The organism is Streptomyces sp. NPDC051563, assembly GCF_044454225.1.
GTDB lineage: Bacteria > Actinomycetota > Actinomycetes > Streptomycetales > Streptomycetaceae > Streptomyces.
The window spans coordinates 54,362-71,790 of record NZ_JBITDL010000011.1; the positions used below are offsets into that span (position 1 = coordinate 54,362).

A 17,429-nucleotide genomic window follows, 5' to 3' on the forward strand; every position below is an offset into this window, starting at 1 on the left:
ATGACCGCGGCCCGTCCGAAGATCAGCAACCGTCAGCGCCGTGCCGTACTGGTCCGCCGGCACCTGCTCGCACCGTCAGCCCGTGCGACCTCGGTGGAGCAGGTGGCCGAGGCGCTGGTGGCGCTGCACGCCACCGAGCCGGCCACGGTGTTCCTGTCCGTGGCCGCACGGATGACCGCGGCTACACCACAGGCGGTGGAGCAGGCCCTGTACGAGGACCGGAGTCTGGTGCGGATGCTCTGCATGCGCCGCACGGTGTTCGTGGTGCCGACGGCGCTGGCGCCGGTGGTGGAGGCTTCCACCGCCCGCACCATCGCGGCCCGCGAGCGCGCCGCGCTGCTCAAGGTGCTGACCGGGCAGCTCGGGCACGACGCGCCCTGGCTGGACGCGGTCGAGGGCGACGTCCTCGCCGCCCTGGCCGGCCTCGGTCAGGCCGACGCCACCCGGATCGCCGAAGCGGTGCCGCGCCTCAAGGAGCAGATCACGCTCTCCCCGGGCAAGCCGCACGAGACCCGGGTCCGGATCAGCAACAAGGTGGGATGAGGGGCACCCGGACGGGCGCTGGACTGGAGGAGGCAGCCCTCGAGATACGGGACGCCCAGGGCAGGCGTGTTGGCGCTACCGGAGACTCGTCGCGGTCCGGACGAGGTCGGCGACGGGTCTGGACCGGCTGTGGGGTGGCCAGGCGATCACGGTGGTGACCGGGGGTGCGTCCAGTACCGGAACGGCGGCCAGGTCCCCATGCAGTTGGGCTCGGCACGACTGCGGCGAGACCGCGCAGGCGCGGCCGAGCGCGACGAGCTGGAGCAGCTGCGCGTGGTCGCGGACCTGCGGGCCGGGGCCGGGTGGGTAGGTGCCGTCGGGCTCGGGCCAGCGGGGCAGGGGCAGGCCCGGCAGCCCGGTGATGTCGGCCATGTGCACATGGGCCCGGACGGTGAGCGGATGCCCGGCCGGCAGGACCGCGACCTGGCCCTCCGTGCCGAGTTCCTCGGTGTGGAACCCGGCCGTCGAGTCGAACGGCCGGTGCAGCAGGGCCACGTCGGCCCGGCCTTCGCGCAGGAGCCGTGCCTGCTCGCCCGGGCCGCACAGAATGACCTCGACGGGAACCGCGCCGGGTCCGGCGGCATACGCGTCGAGCAGCTTCGCCAGCAGTTCGCTGGACGCGCTGGCTTTCGTGACCAGGACCAGGCCGGGCAGGCCGGTCGCGGGCAGGGCGGCGCGGCGGGTCCGGCGCTCGGCGGCGTCGACCGCGTCGAGGGCCGCCCGGCCCTCGACCAGCAGCACCCGGCCGGCCCCGGTCAGCGTGACCGTGCGGCTGGTCCGATCCAGCAGGGGCGTCCCGAGTCGGCGTTCGAGCTGCTGGACGGCCCGCGACAGGGGCGGCTGCGTGATCCCGAGCCGCTGTGCGGCGCGCCCGAAGTGCAGCTCTTCGGCGACGGCGACGAAGTACCGCAGTTCCCGGGTCTCCATGCCGCCACGGTATCCCGGATCGATACCGGGACGGTATCGCTGCCCACCGGATCGGTGTTGGACCTCGCCGGGCCCGGCGAGCAGCATGATCCCCATGAGCGAACGAACGATTGCGCTGGTCACCGGCGCCAACAAGGGAATCGGCTACGAGATCGCCGCGGGCCTCGGCGCACTGGGCTGGAGCATCGGCGTCGGCGCCCGCGACGAACAGCGCCGCACCGCCGCGGTGAAGACACTGCGCGCGGCCGGAGTCGAGGCGTTCGGCGTACCCCTCGACGTGACCGACGACGCGAGCGCGACCGCCGCCGCACGGCTGATCGAGGAACGGGCCGGACGCCTCGACGTGCTCGTCAACAACGCCGCCATCACCGGCGGCATGCCCCAGGAACCCACCCGGGTCGATCCCGCCACCATCCGGACGGTCGTGGAGACCAACGTGATCGGCGTCATTCGCGTCACCAACGCGATGCTGCCGCTGCTGCGCCGCTCCGCCTCACCCCGCATCGTGAACATGTCCAGCAGCGTCGGCTCCCTCACCCGGCAGTCGGGAACCACCGCCGAGCAGACGGCAGGACCGGTGGCGGCGGCGTACGCGCCGTCGAAGACCTTCCTGAACGCCGTGACCCTCCAGTACGCCCGGGAGCTGAGCGGCACGAACATCCTGATCAACCTCGGCTGCCCCGGCTACGTCGCGACCGACCTCAACGGTTTCCGCGGCGTGCGCACTCCCGAGCAGGGCGCGGCGATCGCCGTCCGGCTCGCGACCCTGCCCGACGACGGCCCGACCGGGCAGTTCTTCAACGACGCCGGCGTCGTTCCCTGGTGACCACACGACCTGCCTACGGTGTGGCTTCCCTCCAGCGCTGGAGGGTTTCGCTCTTGTCGTCGTAGGTGAGCCAGGTCCCGTCGCCGAGCGGGCGCACGTAACTGTCGACGGGGCCCGTCGGGTATCCGACCGTCCCACGCGTCTCCAAGGTCCGGGCGTCGAGCAGCCAGTGACGGACCCGGTCCGGGTCCTCGTCGTACTCGGCCGTGGAGGCGATGACGGTACCGGCGTCCACGAAGCCGCAGCTGTAGTCCCAATAGGGCGGATCCTCGTCGTCGGCCGGTTCCGGCGCGGCCTCGGCGAGGACGGTGCCGTCCAGGGCGTGCAGCTGCAGGTCGGCTCCGTAGTGCTCGACCGTCAGGAAGCCCGGGAGGCCGGTGTGGACGTCCGCCAGGATGCGGTCCATGGCTGCGTTGAGGTCCCAGCCGGTCAGGGTTTCGCCGTTCCAGCGCGCCCAGTGCAGCAGGATGCCGTCCTGGCCCATGCCGATGCACAGACCCATGTGGACGCCGTCGGGGTGGGAGAGGTGGTGTGAACCCGCGGCCGCGCCGTCCAGCGGCAGCCGGGCCAGTTCGCGTCCGTCGCGGGCGTCCAGGACGAGCCAGCATTCCCGGCCTTCCGCTCCCCCGTCCGCTCCCTCTTCCGTTCCCTCTCCCTCCGGGCCCGTCACCACGTGCGCCCAGACGAGCCGGCCGTCGTCGGAGACCCGGCAGGATCCATGTTCGAGTCCGCGGCACACCTCCTGGTCCTCGCCCGTGTGTCCGTGGCCGAGTACGCGCCCCCAGCAGCCGTGCCGGTACTCCCACAGCGTTGTCCCGTCCGCGCCCACGGCTCTTACGGAGCGCTGGCCCGAGAACACCGCGAACGAGCCGTCGGGGCTCACCGAGTGGACACCGTGTTCCCAGCCCGGCCAGGGGAAGGGGAAGACGGCGGCCGGTGCGCGCTCCCCCGCGAAGAGCTCGTGCAGGTTGTAGACCTGCAGCTCCCGCCCCTTGCGGAGGAGGGCACGGCGCGGGCCGTCCCCACGCCCCTCGAAGGCGAAGCCGTTGACGAGTGCGTCCCCACCCGGCAGCTTCACCGAGTCGCACATGCACGCGGTGATCAACATGGCCCGAAGATATCCGTCAGCCGTACCGGATGAAACCGGGGACCGGCTCGCCGGCCTCGCCCCGACCGTTGCGGACACGGCCGAGGAACCGCGGAGGTACCCTCGGCGCAGTCAGGGCGTGGCGGCGCCGAACCACTTCTGCAGGTGGGGGTCCAGGTCCTGCTGGTGCTCCCCGGCCCATGCGACGTGGCCGTCGGGGCGCAACAGCACGGCGGGTGCGTCCAGTTCCTCACTGACGTCGACCACGTGATCGACGCGGTCCTCCCGTCCGGAGACCGAGAGCCGGCCCGTCTGGTCGAGCAGGAGGCCGCGGCCGGCGTGCATCAGCTCGTAGAGGCGCCCCCGCTTCAGCTGTACGTCCCGCAGCCTGCGGCCGAGCAGTTCGTGGCCCTCGCCGAAGTCGTAGCGGATCTCGACCGCGGTGATCATCCCCGTCACGTACCGGTTCACCTCCTCGAAGTCCATCAGCTTCGCGAACAGCTTCCGCAGTGCGGTGGGACCGGCATCGCTCCCCATCAGCGTGATCTGGGCGCGGGTGTTGTCCAGTACGGCGGCGCCCACCGGGTGGCGTTCGGCGTGGTAGCTGTCGAGGAGATCCTGCGGGGCCCAGCCGTTGACGGCGGCGGCGAGCTTCCAGCCGAGGTTGAAGGCGTCCTGCACGCCGAGGTTGAGTCCCTGGCCGCCGGTCGGCGGGTGGATGTGTGCCGCGTCGCCGGCCAGCAGGACCCGGCCGACCCGGTACTGCTCGGCCTGCCGGGTGGCGTCGCCGAAGCGGGACAGCCAGCGCGGCGAGTGCACCCCGAAGTCGGTTCCCCCGAAGGCCCGTAGCCGCTGCTTGAACTCCTCCAGGGTCGGCGCGCTGCGGTCCTCGGACACGCCGTCGGCGGGAACGATGATGCGGCAGGACCCGTCCTCGCCCGCGTGGACGCCGAAGCGGAGCTGGGTCTTGTTGACCTCCGCGACGACGGCGGCGATCGTCTCCGCGTCCGCGGTCACCTCCATCTGCCCCAGCAAGGTCTCGACCGTGGCGGGCTCCCCCGGGAAGCCGACGCCGAGCAGTTTGCGCACCGCGCTGCGGCCGCCGTCGCATCCGACGAGGTAGCGCGAGCGCAGGCGCGTACCGTCCGCCAGCTCGACCGTCACCCCGTCCTCGTCCTGGCTCAGGCCCACGGCCTCGCAGCCGCGCCTGATCTCGGCACCGACCTCGACGGCGTGCTCGCCCAACAGCCGCTCGGTGACGGGCTGCGGGACGGCGAGGCCGTAGGGGTGCGCCGTGTCCAGCCGGTCCGGCCACGGCTTCATGACACCGCCGAACAGGCCGCCGACCTGGAACTTCTCGCTGACGGCGAGGAAGCGGTCCAGCAGGCCGCGCTGGTCCATCAGCTCCACGCTGCGGGTGTGCAGACCCTGGCCGCGGGACTCTCCGGACGGCCGGGTCAGCTTCTCCAGCACGACCACGCGGACGCCGTGCAGGCGGAGCTCGGCGGCCAGCATCAGGCCGGTCGGCCCGCCGCCGACGACGATCACGTCGGTCGCGGCGGTCGCATCGGTCCCGGCGTCCGCATCGGTCAGGTCGGCCGCGTCGGTCAGGTCGGTCAGGTCGGTCGCGCCCGGCGCGTCGGCAGTTTCGGTCGTCTGGGGCACCGCAGTCATCACGCCATCACCATTTCCACAGGTTTCGCCTTCGGTCGGTGATTCTGCGTCACCACCAGGGCCTTGCCGCAAGCCCCCCGGTGCGCTATAAGTTGAGAGTGGCAAGGAGTGGGAACACCTCCTTGCCATTCTGCGTTCCGGGAGAAATCCGCTGGCGAGCCGTTCCCCGGCGGACGAGCATGGACCGCATGAGTGAACGAGGCGAGCGATGGACGCGGGCGACCATCTATCCCGACATGTGGGTGGACCCGGACGACGACCCCCGAAACAGCGGCGGGAACAGTACGGACGGTGAGCTCGCGACCCTCCAGGACTTCCTCACCGACTACCGCCTGACCTTGCGGATGAAGTGCGAGGGCCTGGATCCGGAGCAGCTGGCCCGCCGGGCGGTGCCGCCGTCGACGATGTCGTTGCTCGGCCTCCTGCGGCACCTCGCCGAGGTCGAACGGGACTGGCAGAACTGGATCACCGACGGCGAGCCGCTGCCGAAGCTGTACGGGGTGCGCGACGGGGACTTCGAGGGAGCCGTCGCCGACCGGGCCGTGGTCGACGGTGCGTACGCCGACCTGGAGCGCGAGCAGGGCGTGACCGACGCGGCGCTGGCCGGGCATCCGGATCTGGGCGAGCGGCTGGGCAAGGACCGCATCGCGGTGCGGGAGCTCATGGTGCACCGGATCGAGGAGTACGCCCGGCACTGCGGGCACGCCGACCTGTTGCGCGAGTGCGTCGACGGGAGGGTGGGCCAGTGACCGGGGGCGGTCCGGTCGGGGGTGGTCCCGTCGGAGGCGGTCCCGTCGGAGGCTGTCCCGTCCCTTCGACCTGGGGATGACCCGGACCGCGCTGGTCCACCTGCGCACCCCGTTCCTTCCGCCCGCCGTGCTGATCCTGGCCCTGCGCACCCTCTGACAGAGTGGGCCGAAGGGGCCCGCGAGGACCGGCAGGGCTGCGTACGGGACCGCACGCAGCCCGTGTGACCATGGCCTCCTTCGTACAAGCACCACATGGGGGGACCATGCGCACCCGTACCACCACCGCTTCGGCGGGCCTCGCCGCCCTGCTCGCGGCGGCCCTCGTCCTGTCCGGCTGCTCGGTGCCCGAGGGGAACACGGCCGGAAAGCCGGGAGCGGTGTCGGCCGCCCCGGTGCCGGCCGGGGGCGGGTTCGAGGGGCCGCGGCCGCAGGACCAGAACCTGCTGGCCTGGACCGGGGATCCGAACGACGCGGGGCACGTCACCGCCCAGTCCGCGGCCGGGGTCGGCGGACGGATCACCCTGGTCCGGATGGTGCTGCGCGAGCAGCTCACCTGGTCCAACATCTGGCTGGGGCTGGCCGGCATCGACCCGAACGCCCAACTGTCCGACTGCTACCTCGGCGTGTACGACGCCAAGGGCACCCTGGTCGGGTCCACCGCGGACGTCTCCCCGCAGCTCATGACCGATGCGATAGCCAAGCCGTTCCCCCTCGCCAAACCGTTCACCGCCGCCCCCGGCACCTACTTCGTCGCCCTCCTCCTCAACGGCAGCTGGGCCACGAACGCCCTCACGCTGAAGGCCACGGGCGCCGGGATCTCGGTGAACGCGGGGCTGAACCCGCCCAGCCTGCGCTACAGCACCGTCCTGACCGGCCAGACCTCGCTCCCCGCGAGCGTGAACCTCGCCGAGCAGTCCACGAGCACCATCAACACCGGCTGGGCCAGCCAGTGGTACGCCATCTCCTGAGCGCGTCTGGAACTCCGGCCGCGCATCACTGGTAGGAAAGTTTCCTGTTTGCTAGCATCCCGCTTCGGCGGCTCGGCGCGGTGCCCGCATCCGCGGGCATGACGCGCTCAGCGAGAGCTCTGACCCGGCCGCCGGGACCGTGCCCGTCCCTGCCCCGAACCGGGCGGGGGCGCAGGGTCTCGTACCGGTGCCAGCTCTCGCCACCCACCAGGCCAGGGAGTCAGGAATGCGCCTGAACACCCCAAGCACGCCTCATGCCGATACGTCGCGCCGCACGGTCGGCGTGGTCATCACCGCCGTACTCCTTCTCGTAGGCGCCCTGTTGCTCGCCCATCCGGATCGGGCCGACGCCGCCGCCGACCCCCTCATCTCGCGCGGCAAGCCCGCCACGGCGTCCTCCGCGGAGAGTTCGGGCCTCGGGGCGCAGAACGCCTTCGACGGCAGCTCCACCACACGGTGGGCCAGCGTCGAGGGCAAGGACCCGCAGTGGATCCGCGTCGACCTGGGCGCGAACGTCAACGTCACACGCGTGGCCCTGCGTTGGGAGGCTGCGTACGCCAAGGCGTACCGGGTCGAGATCTCGGCCGACGGCGCCACCTGGACCCGGCTCGCCAGCGAGACGGCCGGGAACGGCGGCACCGACGACTGGACCGGCCTGTCCGGCAAGGGCCGTTACCTGCGCGTGTACGGAACCGCCCGCGGCACCGCCTACGGCTACTCCCTGTACGAGGTCGAGGTGTACGGCACCCCCGACGGCGGGACGCCCCCGCCGGCCGGCGCCTTCACCGTGGTCGCCGCCGGTGACATCGCCGCCCAGTGCACCGCCTCGGACAGTTCCTGCGCCCACCCGAAGACCGCGGCGCAGGCCCAGAAGATCAACCCTAAGTTCTATCTGACGATGGGCGACAACCAGTACGACGACGCCCGGATCTCCGACTACCGGGCGTATTACGACACTTCGTGGGGCGCGTTCAAGGACAGGACCCGCCCCGTGCCCGGCAATCACGAGACCTACGACCCGGCCGGACCGCTCGCCGGCTACAAGGCGTACTTCGGCGCCGTCGCCTACCCCCAGGGCAAGAGCTACTACAGCTTCGACGAGGGCAACTGGCACTTCATCGCGCTCGACTCCAACTCCTTCGACCAGAAGGCCCAGATCGACTGGCTCAAGGCGGATCTCGCCGCGAACTCCAAGGGCTGCATCGCCGCTTACTGGCACCACCCCCTGTACTCCTCCGGCGGCCACGGCAACGACCCGGTGAGCAAGCCCGTCTGGAACATCCTGTACGGCGCCAAGGCCGACCTCGTACTGAACGGGCACGACCACCACTACGAGCGGTTCGCCCCGCAGGACCCCAACGGGAAGGCCACCGCGGACGGGATCACCGAGATCGTCGGCGGCATGGGAGGCGCCGAACCGTACGACATCGAGAACGTCCAGCCCAACAGCCAGAAGCGGATCAGCGGTACCTACGGGGTCCTGAAGCTGGACTTCACCGACTCCGGCTACAGCTGGAACTACGTCGCCACCGACGGGACGACGAAGGACACCAGCCCGAAGTACACCTGCCACTGATGTACCTGGCCACCACCGGCCGCCGGGCCGCGCCGGCCCCGCCCCCCATCGCGGGGGCGGGCCGGCGCGTCCCCGCCGCCGTCCTCGCGCTCGGTACGGTCAGCCTCGTCACCGACGTCTCCTCCGAAATGGTCAGCGCGGTGCTCCCGCTCTACCTCGTCCTCGGACTCGGCCTGTCTCCCCTCCAATTCGGCTTCCTGGACGGGCTGATGGGAGCGGGCGGCGCGGTCGTACGGCTGCTCGGCGGGCACCTCGCCGACCGCGGCCACCGCTACAAGCACGTCGCGGGGATCGGCTACGCCGTCTCGGCCTGCTCCCGGCTCGGCCTGCTGCTCGCGGGCGGCGCCACCGGCGGGATCGCGGCGGCCCTGGCCGCCGACCGGGTCGGCAAGGGCATCCGTACGGCGCCCCGCGACGCGCTGATCACCCTCAGCAGTCCTCCCGAGGAACTCGGCCGGTCCTTCGGCGTGCACCGGGCCATGGACACCACCGGGGCCCTGCTCGGACCGCTCGCCGCCTTCGCCCTGCTCCGGGTCACCGCGGGCGCGTACGACGCGGTGTTCGTCGCCAGCTTCTGCGCCGGTCTGCTCGGCGTGCTGCTGCTGGTCCTCTACGTTCCCGGCCACCAACGGCCGCCCGCAAGGCCGCCTGCAACGCCGCCCGCAAGGCCGGCCGCACCCGGCCCGACTCGCGTCCGGGGAACGGCCTTCGGGGCGCTGCGCGACCCCGGCTTCCGGCGGATCCTGGGCGCCGCCGCCCTGCTCGGCGGCGCCACCATCGGCGACGCCTTCGTCTACCTGCTGCTCCAGCGCCGCCTGGGGCTGGACCCGGGCTGGTTCCCCCTGCTGCCGCTCGGGGCGGCCGCGGGCTACCTGCTGCTGGCCGTCCCGGTGGGCCGGATCGCCGACCGGGTCGGGCGCCGGCTGCCGTTCCTGTACGGGCACCTCGCCCTGTTCGGCGCCTACCTGGTCCTGCTCGCCCCGGCCGGCGGGCCGGTCCCGCTGCTCCTCGCGGCCGTCCTCGCCCTGCTCGGGGTGTTCTACGCGGCCACCGACGGGGTGCTGATGGCCCTCGCCGGGCCGGTGCTGCCCGCCGGGGGCCGGGCGGGCGGGCTGGCCGTACTCCAGACCGGCCAGGCCCTGGCCCGGATGCTCGCCGCGGCGGGCTTCGGCGCCGCGTGGACGGTGTGGGGGCCGCGGCCCGCGCTGTGCGGGGCGACGGCGGTGCTGCTGGCCGCGCTGGCGGGCGGCTGGGCGCTGCTGCCGCGCGATCCGGGCGGCGCGGGGGTTCCGGGAGCCCAGGCCGCGGAGCCCGCAGAACCCCTCACCAGCCAGAGGAGCACCTCATGACCCCACCGCTCACCGGGCCGGCGCCCGCACGCCGCCTCGGCGCCCGGGCCCGTACCGCCGTCACGGTCGCCGCGGTCCTCCTCCTGGCGGGTTCCGCCACCGGGTACGCCCTGCACGCCGGGCACCGGCCCGGCGGCCAACGGGGCGGCGCCGACGCCTCCTTCGCCCTCGGCGGCCCCGCCCTGTACTTCCGGGACTCCGCCACGGGCCGGGTGGCTCACCAGCCCCTCAGCGCGGCGGCGGGCACGGCCGAGCGGACGGCGGGCGGCCCCGTCTGCGACCGGTTCCACGCCGCCGGGGGCACCGCGCTCTGCCTGCGCGCCGAGCCCGGGGTCCTGCCGAAGACGTACGCCGTCGTCCTCGACCGGAGTCTGCGCGAGGTGAGCCGGACAACCGTGCCGGGCGTTCCTACCCGGGCCCGGGTGTCCGCGTCCGGGAAGATGCTCGCCTGGACGGTGTTCGCCAGCGGCGATTCGTACTCCACCACGGGCTTCTCCACGCGGACGGCCGTACTGGACCTGCGCACGGGGTACTTGGTGAAGTCCCTGGAGGAGATACCGCTCACCGTCGACGGTGTCCGGTACCACTCCCCCGACGTCAACTACTGGGGCGTGAGCTTCGCCCGGGACGACAGCCGCTTCTACGCGACCGTCTCCACGAAGGGGCGTACGTACCTCGTCGAGGGGAACATGTCCGACTGGTCGGCGAGGACGCTGCGGGAGAACGTCGAATGCCCCTCCCTGTCACCCGACAGCACCCGGATCGCCTTCAAGAAGAAGGTGTCCGACGATCCGGCCGCGCCCTGGCGGCTGTACGTCCTCGATCTGCGGACGATGGCCGAGACCGCGCTCGCCGAGACCCGCGGCGTGGACGACCAGGCGGCCTGGACGGACGACGGGACGGTCGCCTACGCCCTGCCGGGTGCGGACGGTCGCGCGAGCGACGTCTGGAGCGTCCCCGCGGACGGGACCGGAGCGCCCCGGTTGTCCGTCGCGGGCGGATCGTCGCCGGTGGCGGTATCGGGGGCGGTCCCGGGGGCGGCCGGCTCGCAGTGATTCGGAGGCGGATGCTCGATGATGCTCATTCGGCCGTCGCTTCGAGCATCTATTGACATAGACCTGTCACTACGTTGCACTGTGGCCACTCCCTCCGGCAGTCACGGCCGGAGGGGGATGCCGCCGTGAACACCTGGGGACTCGCCATGCGTCTGCTCAGATTCCTGACCGCCTCCGCCCTGGCACTGGCCGCCTTGTCCCTGCCCTCCGCCGCCGGGGCCGCGCCCCTGCGGGCCGGGGCGGCCGTCGCCGCCGCGCCGCCGCAGACCGTGCCGGCCCTGCGGCAGTGGACGGCCGGCAGCGGGGCGTACGGCTTCACGAGCACCAGCCGGATCGTCGTCGATCCCGCCCACACCGCGCAGCTCTCCGACGAAGCGGCCACGTTCGCCGAGGACTTGCAGGCGCTGGCCGGGCGTCCCGTGGCCGTCGTCACCGGGAGCCCCTCCCCCGGCGACATCTCCCTGAGCCTGGGCGACGGCTCCCTCCCGGCCGAGGGGTACCGGATGACCGTCGGCCCCTCGCTCGCCATCCAGGCCGGGACCGACGCCGGAGCCTTCAACGGCACCCGTACCGTGCTGCAGTTGCTGCACCAGTCGGCCTCCGTGCCGGCCGGCACGGCGGTGGACTGGCCGACCAAGGCCGAACGCGGGCTGATGATCGACCAGGGGCGGAAGTTCTTCACGGTCGACTGGGTCAAGCAGCACATCAAGGAGCTGGCCTACCTCAAGCTCAACTACTTCCACTTCCACCTGTCGGACACCTTCGGCTTCCGCCTGGAGAGTTCGACGCACCCGGAGATCGTCTCCGCCGACCACTACTCCAAGCAGGAGATCGCGGACCTGGTCGCGCTGGGCCAGAAGTACCACGTCACGATCGTGCCCGAGATCGACACCCCGGGGCACATGAACCAGATCCTGGCCGCCCACCCGGAGCTCAGGCTCAAGGACTCCTCGGGCACGGCCAGTTCCGAGTTCATCGACCTGTCCCTGCCCGGTACGTACACGCTCGTCAAGGACCTGATCGAGGAGTACCTGCCGCTGTTCCCGGCTCCGTACTGGCACATCGGCGCCGACGAGTACGTCACGGACTACGCCCGGTACCCGCAGCTGCTCACCTACGCCCGCGCCCACTACGGCGCGAACGCCACCGCCAAGGACACCTACTACGGGTTCGTGAACTGGTCGGACTCCCTGGTCCGCGCGGCCGGCAAGACCACCCGGATGTGGAACGACGGCATCAAGGCCGGGGACGGAACCGTCTCCCCCGACGCCCGGATCCTCGTCGAGTACTGGTACAGCTACGGGCTCACCCCCCAGCAGCTGGTCAACGCCGGGTACACGGTCGCCAACGAGTCCTGGACGCCCACCTATTACGTGCTCGGCGGCGCGAAGCCGGACACCAAGTGGATGTACGAGACCTGGACCCCGGACCGGTTCGAGGGTGGCACCACCATCGGCGACCCCGCGAGGAACCGCGGTTCGCTGATCCACGTGTGGTGCGACAACCCTAACGCCGAGACGGAGACGCAGATCGCCGCCGGCATCATGTACCCGCTGCGCGGGCTCGCCCAGCAGACCTGGGGTTCGCCGAAGCCGGTGGCCACCTACGCGGCGTTCACGCCGATCGTGGCCGCGATCGGGCACCACCCCTCCTGGCCGGGGGTCGCCCAGCCGGGCAACCTCGCCCGCAACCGCCCCACCACCGCGTCCGGTACCGAGACCGCGAACTTCCCGGCCGCGCTGGCGACGGACGGCGATCCGGGAACCCGGTGGTCGAGCGCGTACACCGACCCGCAGTGGCTGCAGGTGGACCTCGGCTCCGCCCAGGCCGTCAACCGGGTCGTGCTGCGCTGGGAGGCCGCGTACGGGAAGGGCTTCCAGATCCAGGTCTCCGACGACCAGAGCACCTGGCGCACCCTGTACTCCACGACCATGGGCACCGGCGGGGTCCAGGACCTGACCGGCCTGTCCGACTCCGGCCGCTACATCCGGGTGTACGGAACCCAGCGCGGCACGACCTACGGCTACTCGCTGTACGAGTTCGAGGTGTACGGGGGCCAGTTGAGCGGGACCCGGACCCTCACCGCGGCCGGGAAGGCGCTCGACGACCCGGCGAGCTCCACCGCATCCGGCACCCAGCTGATCACCTGGACCCCGCACGGCGGCCCCAACCAGCAGTGGCGGCTGACGCTCACCGGCGACGGCAGCTACACGATGGCCAACGGCACCTCCGGGCTCTGCGCGGACGTGGCGGGCGGCTCCACCGCCCCGGGTGCGGCCGTGGTGCAGACCGCCTGCGGCAGCGCCGACAGCCAGCGCTGGCTGGTCACCCCGCTCGGCTCCGGCGAGTACGCGGTGGCCAACAAGAAGAGCGGGCTGCTCCTGACCACCGCGTCCGGCGCGGACGGGGCCCTGGCGAGCCAGCAGTCCAACAGCGGTTCGGTCTACGAGCGCTGGCAGATCAGCTGACCCCGGGCGGGGCTTCGGCTGCCTCGGGCGGGGGCCCGGTGACTTCGGGCGGTGGCCCTGCCGCCGTCACCGAGGTCAGCCGGGCCCCGGTTCCGGTCAGCCGGATCCGCAGTTCCCGCACGGTGCGGGGCTCCACCCGGTGGACGCGCCGTACCCCCACCGTGTGGCCGGAGGCGATGGGCCGGCCGTCGGCCCAGACCTCGTGGCCGTCCACGCGCTGCCCTCGCGCGAGGTCCTCGCGCAGCTCCACGTGGTCCACGCGGACGGGCCGGCCGAAGTCCGCGAGGAGATCGTCTCCGTCGGCCGTGAGGACGGCGGTGACGGGATCCTTGAGCCGCCGCCCCAACTCCGCGGTGAACGCGAGGAGTCGCTCCCGGTCGGCGTCGTCGATGAGCCCGCGCCGGTCGGGCGGGACACCCAGGAGCAGGCCGGCGCCCAGCCCCACCGAGGAGTACCAGATCTCCAGCAGCTCCTCACGAGTCTTGAGGGTGTCATGGTTCCCCGGCTGCCAGAACCAGTCGCCGCGGAGGGGGACATCGCACTCCGGCGGCAGGTAGGCGGCCGTGTCGAGCCCGGTGCGGCCGTCGTCGTACAGGCTGATGCCCGTGGAGTGGGTGACGTAGCGGCAGGGATCGGCGGCGAGCCCCTCCTCGTTGCCGACCCAGCGGATCGTGGGACGCCCCATGTTGAAGACCATGGCGTCCGGCTGGTGCCGGTCGACGACGGCCATGACGGCGTCCCAGTCGTACGTGCGCCCCTCGGAGCCCGCCCCGTCGAACCACAGCTCGCACAACGGGCCGTAGCGGGTGCAGAGTTCGGTGAGCTGGCGGAGGTAGAAGGAGTCGTAGGCGGTGGGCTCCTCATAGCAGTCCGCGTTGCGGTCCCAGGGCGAGAGGTACAGCCCGAGGCCGAGGCCCGCCTCCCCGCAGGCCTCGGCCAGTTCGGCGACCACGTCGCCCGCTCCGTCCTTCCAGGGCGAGGAGGCCACGGAGTAGGCGGTGGTGTCGGTCGGCCAGAGGCAGAAGCCGTCGTGGTGCTTGGCGGTCAGCACGACGTACTTCGCCCCGGCCTCGGTGGCGGTACGGACCCACTGGCGCGCGTCGAGCCGCGCGGGCCGGAAGGTGGCCGGGTCCAGGGTCCCGTCGCTCCACTCGACGCCGTTGAAGGTGTTGATGCCGAAGTGCAGGAAGATCCCGAATCCGGCTTCCTGCCAGGCGAGTTGCCCCGGCGTGGGCGCGAGAGGGGTGGCGGCGACGGGGCCGTCGGGACCGAGCGTCATGTGGGTTTCCGGAGGGTCGGTGGCGGGTCGTTCAGGCCGAGTGGGCCAGGCTCGCCGGGTGGACGGCGTAGGCGAAGGGGAGTCCTCGGGCGTACCGCTCCAACTCCTCGGCGGCGCAGGCCGCGAGGCGTCCGAGTTCGTTTCCGAGGGATCCGGCGATGTGCGGGGTGAGCAGCACGTTCGGCAGGTCGTAGAGCGGTGATGCGGCCGGCAGGACATCGGGGTGGGTGACGTCGAGGACGGCGTGCAGCCGGCCGGAGACCAGCTCCGCGGTGAGCGCGTCCGTATCGACCAGCGTGCCGCGCGCGGTGTTGACGAGGGTCGCGCCGTCGCGCATGAGGGCGAGGCGCCGGGCGTCGACGAGGTGGCGGGTCTCGGGGGTCTGCGGCGCGTGCACGGTCACCACGTCGCTGCGGCCCATCAGTTCGTCCAGGTGGACCGGTTCGACCCCCAGGGCCCTCGCTTCGTCGCCGTCCAGGTAGGGGTCGTGGACCAGCACGTGGGCGTCGTAGGAGCGCAGCAGCTCGATGACGCGGCGGCCGATGCGCGAGGCGCCGATGATGCCGACGGTCCTGCCGTAGTTGCCGATGGCGGGGTAGAGGGTGAGCGGATCGAGCTGGGTGCGGGCCTCCCGGTAGGCCCGGGCGGTCGTGAGGACGCGCTTGTTGGCGAAGACGATCGCGGCGACGGTGAATTCCGCGACGGGCCGGGCGTTGGCCTCGGCCGCGCTGGTGACGCGCAGCCCGCGCCGCCAGGCCGCCTCCGTCATCAGGCCCTTCACGGTTCCGGCGGTGTGCACCACCGCGCGCAGGGCCGGGAGGAGGTCGAGGGCCTGCTCGGTGAGGGGCGGGCAGCCCCAGCCGGTGAGCAGGACCTCGGCTTCGCGCAGCCGCACGGGGTCGGCCGCGGCGAAGTCGGTGACCAGCAGGCCGGGGTCCAGGAGCGCGGTGGCGCCGAGCCGGGCGAGGGCCTGCTCGTCGAGGAGGGCCGCCTTCGTGTCGGGGCTCATGACGAGAAGGGTGCGGGGCTTGCGGAGCCCACCGGGCTCGCGGGCCGGGTCGGGGTTCGTCACTTGAGTGCTCCCGCCGAGAGGCCGGAGCGCCAGAACCGCTGCAGGCCGATGAAGGCGAGGGCCAGCGGGATGACGGCGACCAGGGATCCGGTGATCGCGAGGGCGTAGAACTCCGGTTGCTGGACCACGAATTGGTTCCAGCTGTAGATGCCGAGGACCGCCGGGTACAGGTGCTGGTCGTTGAGCATGACCAGCGGGCCGAAGAAGTTGTTCCAGCTCGCGGTGAAGGAGAAGAGGAAGAGGGTCATGAAGCCGGGCAGGAGCATCGGCAGCGAGATCGACCGGAAGACGCGCAGCTCGCCCGCACCGTCGATGCGGGCGGCTTCGAGGACCTCGCCGGGCACGTAGCCCTCGGAGAAGACCCGGGCCAGGTAGACGCCGAAGGGGTTCACGAGGGCCGGGATGAGAACCGACCAGTAGGTGTTGACGATCCCGACCTCGGAGGCGAGGAGGTACTGCGGGAGGGTGATGACGACGCTCGGTACGAGCGTGCCGGTCAGGACCAGGCCGAAGAGCGCGCCCTTGCCGCGGAACTCGTACTTGTCGAAGCAGTATCCGGCGGCGACGCTGATCAGCGAGGACGCCAGGGATCCGACGACGGAGTAGAGGAGGCTGTTGAGCAGCCAGCGGCCGAAGATGCCGTCGTCGTGGCTGAAGACGGCCCGGAGGTTGTCGATGAGGTGGAACTCGCCGAAGCCGAAGCCGGCGGTCCCGAAGAGGTCGGCGTGGTTCTTGGTGGCGGCGATCAGCAGCCAGGTCAGCGGCATCAGGGTGTAGAGGACCGCGACCAGGAGCACGGTGTTGACCACGGCCCTGGAGGCCATCGCGCTGCTCCGGCGCGGCCTGCCGGTCCGGTTCCGCCCGGCCTGGCGGGCGGGCCGGGCTCCGGATGCGGGGGGTTGCTCGGCGCCGGGGGCGGCCTCGGGCGGGGCGGCGGAGGGGGCGGTCTTGGTGCTCATGCCGAGTCACCTCGCTTTCCGATCCGGGTGACGACGTAGGAGAGGGTGCCGGCGACGAGGGCCACGATGAGGGAGGCGGCGGAGGCGAGGCCGTAGTCGTGCCGCTCGAAGGCCGCCTTGTAGATGAACATCATCGGGGACCAGTCCGAGCCCATGGAGCCGGACCGCTTCGAGAGGAGCATCGGCTCGCCGAAGATCTGGACCACGCCGACGCAGGTGAACAGGAGCGTGAGGAACACGGCGGAGCGGATCATCGGCAGTTTGATCCGCAGGGCGATGCGCAGTTCTCCGGCGCCGTCCATGACGCCCGCTTCGATGACCTCGCGGGGCACGGCCTGCAGCGCGGCGAAGAAGATGATCATGTTGTAGCCGATCCACTGCCAGGCCGCGATGTTCACGAGCGAGGGCAGGACGCTGCCCGGGGCGAAGAAGTCCCACTGCCCGCCCGCCGCTTCGATCCAGTCCAGGACCGGGCTCAGGCCGGGGGTGTAGAGGTAGGTCCAGATGATCGCCGCGATCAGTCCGGGGACCGCGTGCGGCATGAAGACGGCGAACTGGACCAGGCGCTTGGCCCTGGCCGCGGCCGAGTCGACGAGGAGGGCCAGGGCGAGCGCCGCTCCGATCATCACCGGGATGTACACGGCGCAGTACGCGGCCACGTGCAGGAAGGAGGTGGTGAAGCCGTCGTCGCCGAGGGCCTTGGTGTAGTTCCCGAGCCCGCTGAAGACCCGTTCGGTGCCGCCGAATCCGAGGCCGGAGGACTGCTCGGTGAAGAAGCTCATCCAGAGCGCGTACGCGACGGGCAGGATCAGGACCGCGGTGAAGAGCAGGAAGAACGGGCCGAGGAAGACGAGCACCGCCCTGCCCTGGCCTGGCCGGTGCACGGGGGCGGCGCCG

Annotated in this window: 15 protein-coding genes; 8 read left to right on the forward strand and 7 right to left on the reverse strand. The window is 71.9% G+C overall.

The genetic code is table 11. The features are described from left to right. A complete protein-coding gene (locus tag ACIA8F_RS14985; RefSeq protein WP_399378870.1) occupies nucleotides 1–543 on the forward strand; it encodes a DNA glycosylase AlkZ-like family protein in 543 nt (180 codons plus the stop codon). Between the two features lie 75 nt (nucleotides 544–618). Here the strand turns inward: ACIA8F_RS14985 and ACIA8F_RS14990 are convergent, their stop codons facing one another. Continuing rightward, on the reverse strand, nucleotides 619–1,470 hold the full coding sequence (locus ACIA8F_RS14990; protein ID WP_399378871.1) for a LysR family transcriptional regulator: 852 nt from the start codon (nucleotides 1,468–1,470) through the stop codon (nucleotides 619–621). A 94-nt stretch (nucleotides 1,471–1,564) separates the two neighbouring features. Between ACIA8F_RS14990 and ACIA8F_RS14995 the strand changes: the two genes are divergently transcribed. Continuing rightward, nucleotides 1,565–2,296: an SDR family NAD(P)-dependent oxidoreductase gene (locus ACIA8F_RS14995; RefSeq protein ID WP_399378873.1), complete on the forward strand. Its 732-nt coding sequence runs from the start codon at nucleotides 1,565–1,567 to the stop codon at nucleotides 2,294–2,296. A gap of 13 nt (nucleotides 2,297–2,309) precedes the next feature. Here the strand turns inward: ACIA8F_RS14995 and ACIA8F_RS15000 are convergent, their stop codons facing one another. Further along, entirely contained in the window at nucleotides 2,310–3,404 is a 1,095-nt protein-coding gene (locus tag ACIA8F_RS15000) for a hypothetical protein (RefSeq protein ID WP_399378874.1), read from the reverse strand. Between the two features lie 111 nt (nucleotides 3,405–3,515). Next, a complete protein-coding gene (rox, locus tag ACIA8F_RS15005) occupies nucleotides 3,516–5,057 on the reverse strand; it encodes a rifampin monooxygenase (protein ID WP_399378876.1) in 1,542 nt (513 codons plus the stop codon). Nucleotides 5,058–5,236: 179 nt separating this feature from the next. Between rox and ACIA8F_RS15010 the strand changes: the two genes are divergently transcribed. From ACIA8F_RS15010 to ACIA8F_RS15035, 6 genes are all read left to right on the forward strand, one after another. Continuing rightward, nucleotides 5,237–5,806, forward strand: coding sequence for a DinB family protein (locus ACIA8F_RS15010; protein ID WP_399378878.1), 570 nt, complete (start codon nucleotides 5,237–5,239; stop codon nucleotides 5,804–5,806). Nucleotides 5,807–6,069: 263 nt separating this feature from the next. Next, nucleotides 6,070–6,774, forward strand: a complete 705-nt coding sequence (locus tag ACIA8F_RS15015) for a hypothetical protein (RefSeq protein ID WP_399378879.1) — start codon at nucleotides 6,070–6,072, stop codon at nucleotides 6,772–6,774. A 226-nt stretch (nucleotides 6,775–7,000) separates the two neighbouring features. Continuing rightward, nucleotides 7,001–8,350 carry a discoidin domain-containing protein gene (locus ACIA8F_RS15020; protein ID WP_399378880.1) on the forward strand — a complete coding sequence of 450 codons (1,350 nt, stop codon included), beginning with the start codon at nucleotides 7,001–7,003 and terminating at the stop codon, nucleotides 8,348–8,350. Beyond that, a complete protein-coding gene (locus tag ACIA8F_RS15025) occupies nucleotides 8,350–9,699 on the forward strand; it encodes an MFS transporter (RefSeq protein ID WP_399378881.1) in 1,350 nt (449 codons plus the stop codon). Before ACIA8F_RS15020 ends, ACIA8F_RS15025 begins: the two co-directional genes overlap by 1 nt. Beyond that, nucleotides 9,696–10,754, forward strand: coding sequence for a hypothetical protein (locus ACIA8F_RS15030; protein ID WP_399378883.1), 1,059 nt, complete (start codon nucleotides 9,696–9,698; stop codon nucleotides 10,752–10,754). Before ACIA8F_RS15025 ends, ACIA8F_RS15030 begins: the two co-directional genes overlap by 4 nt. Nucleotides 10,755–10,879: 125 nt before the next feature. Next, complete coding sequence (locus tag ACIA8F_RS15035; protein ID WP_399378885.1) at nucleotides 10,880–13,222, forward strand: family 20 glycosylhydrolase; 2,343 nt, start codon at nucleotides 10,880–10,882, stop codon at nucleotides 13,220–13,222. On the opposite strand, the gene ACIA8F_RS15040 is transcribed toward ACIA8F_RS15035, so the two are convergent. Genes ACIA8F_RS15040 through ACIA8F_RS15055 form a run of 4 tightly spaced genes read right to left on the reverse strand, consistent with a single transcriptional unit; the run spans nucleotide 13,215 to nucleotide 17,389 of the window. Further along, entirely contained in the window at nucleotides 13,215–14,501 is a 1,287-nt protein-coding gene (locus tag ACIA8F_RS15040; RefSeq protein ID WP_399378886.1) for an alpha-L-fucosidase, read from the reverse strand. The two genes, ACIA8F_RS15035 and ACIA8F_RS15040, sit on opposite strands and share 8 nt — an antisense overlap. Nucleotides 14,502–14,532: 31 nt before the next feature. Continuing rightward, nucleotides 14,533–15,510, reverse strand: a complete 978-nt coding sequence (locus tag ACIA8F_RS15045) for a hydroxyacid dehydrogenase (RefSeq protein ID WP_399378888.1) — start codon at nucleotides 15,508–15,510, stop codon at nucleotides 14,533–14,535. Nucleotides 15,511–15,569: 59 nt separating this feature from the next. After that, complete coding sequence (locus tag ACIA8F_RS15050; protein WP_399378890.1) at nucleotides 15,570–16,532, reverse strand: carbohydrate ABC transporter permease; 963 nt, start codon at nucleotides 16,530–16,532, stop codon at nucleotides 15,570–15,572. Continuing rightward, a complete protein-coding gene (locus tag ACIA8F_RS15055; RefSeq protein WP_399379114.1) occupies nucleotides 16,529–17,389 on the reverse strand; it encodes a carbohydrate ABC transporter permease in 861 nt (286 codons plus the stop codon). The genes ACIA8F_RS15050 and ACIA8F_RS15055 overlap by 4 nt, the downstream gene beginning before the upstream one ends. Between the last annotated feature and the right edge of the window lie 40 nt (nucleotides 17,390–17,429).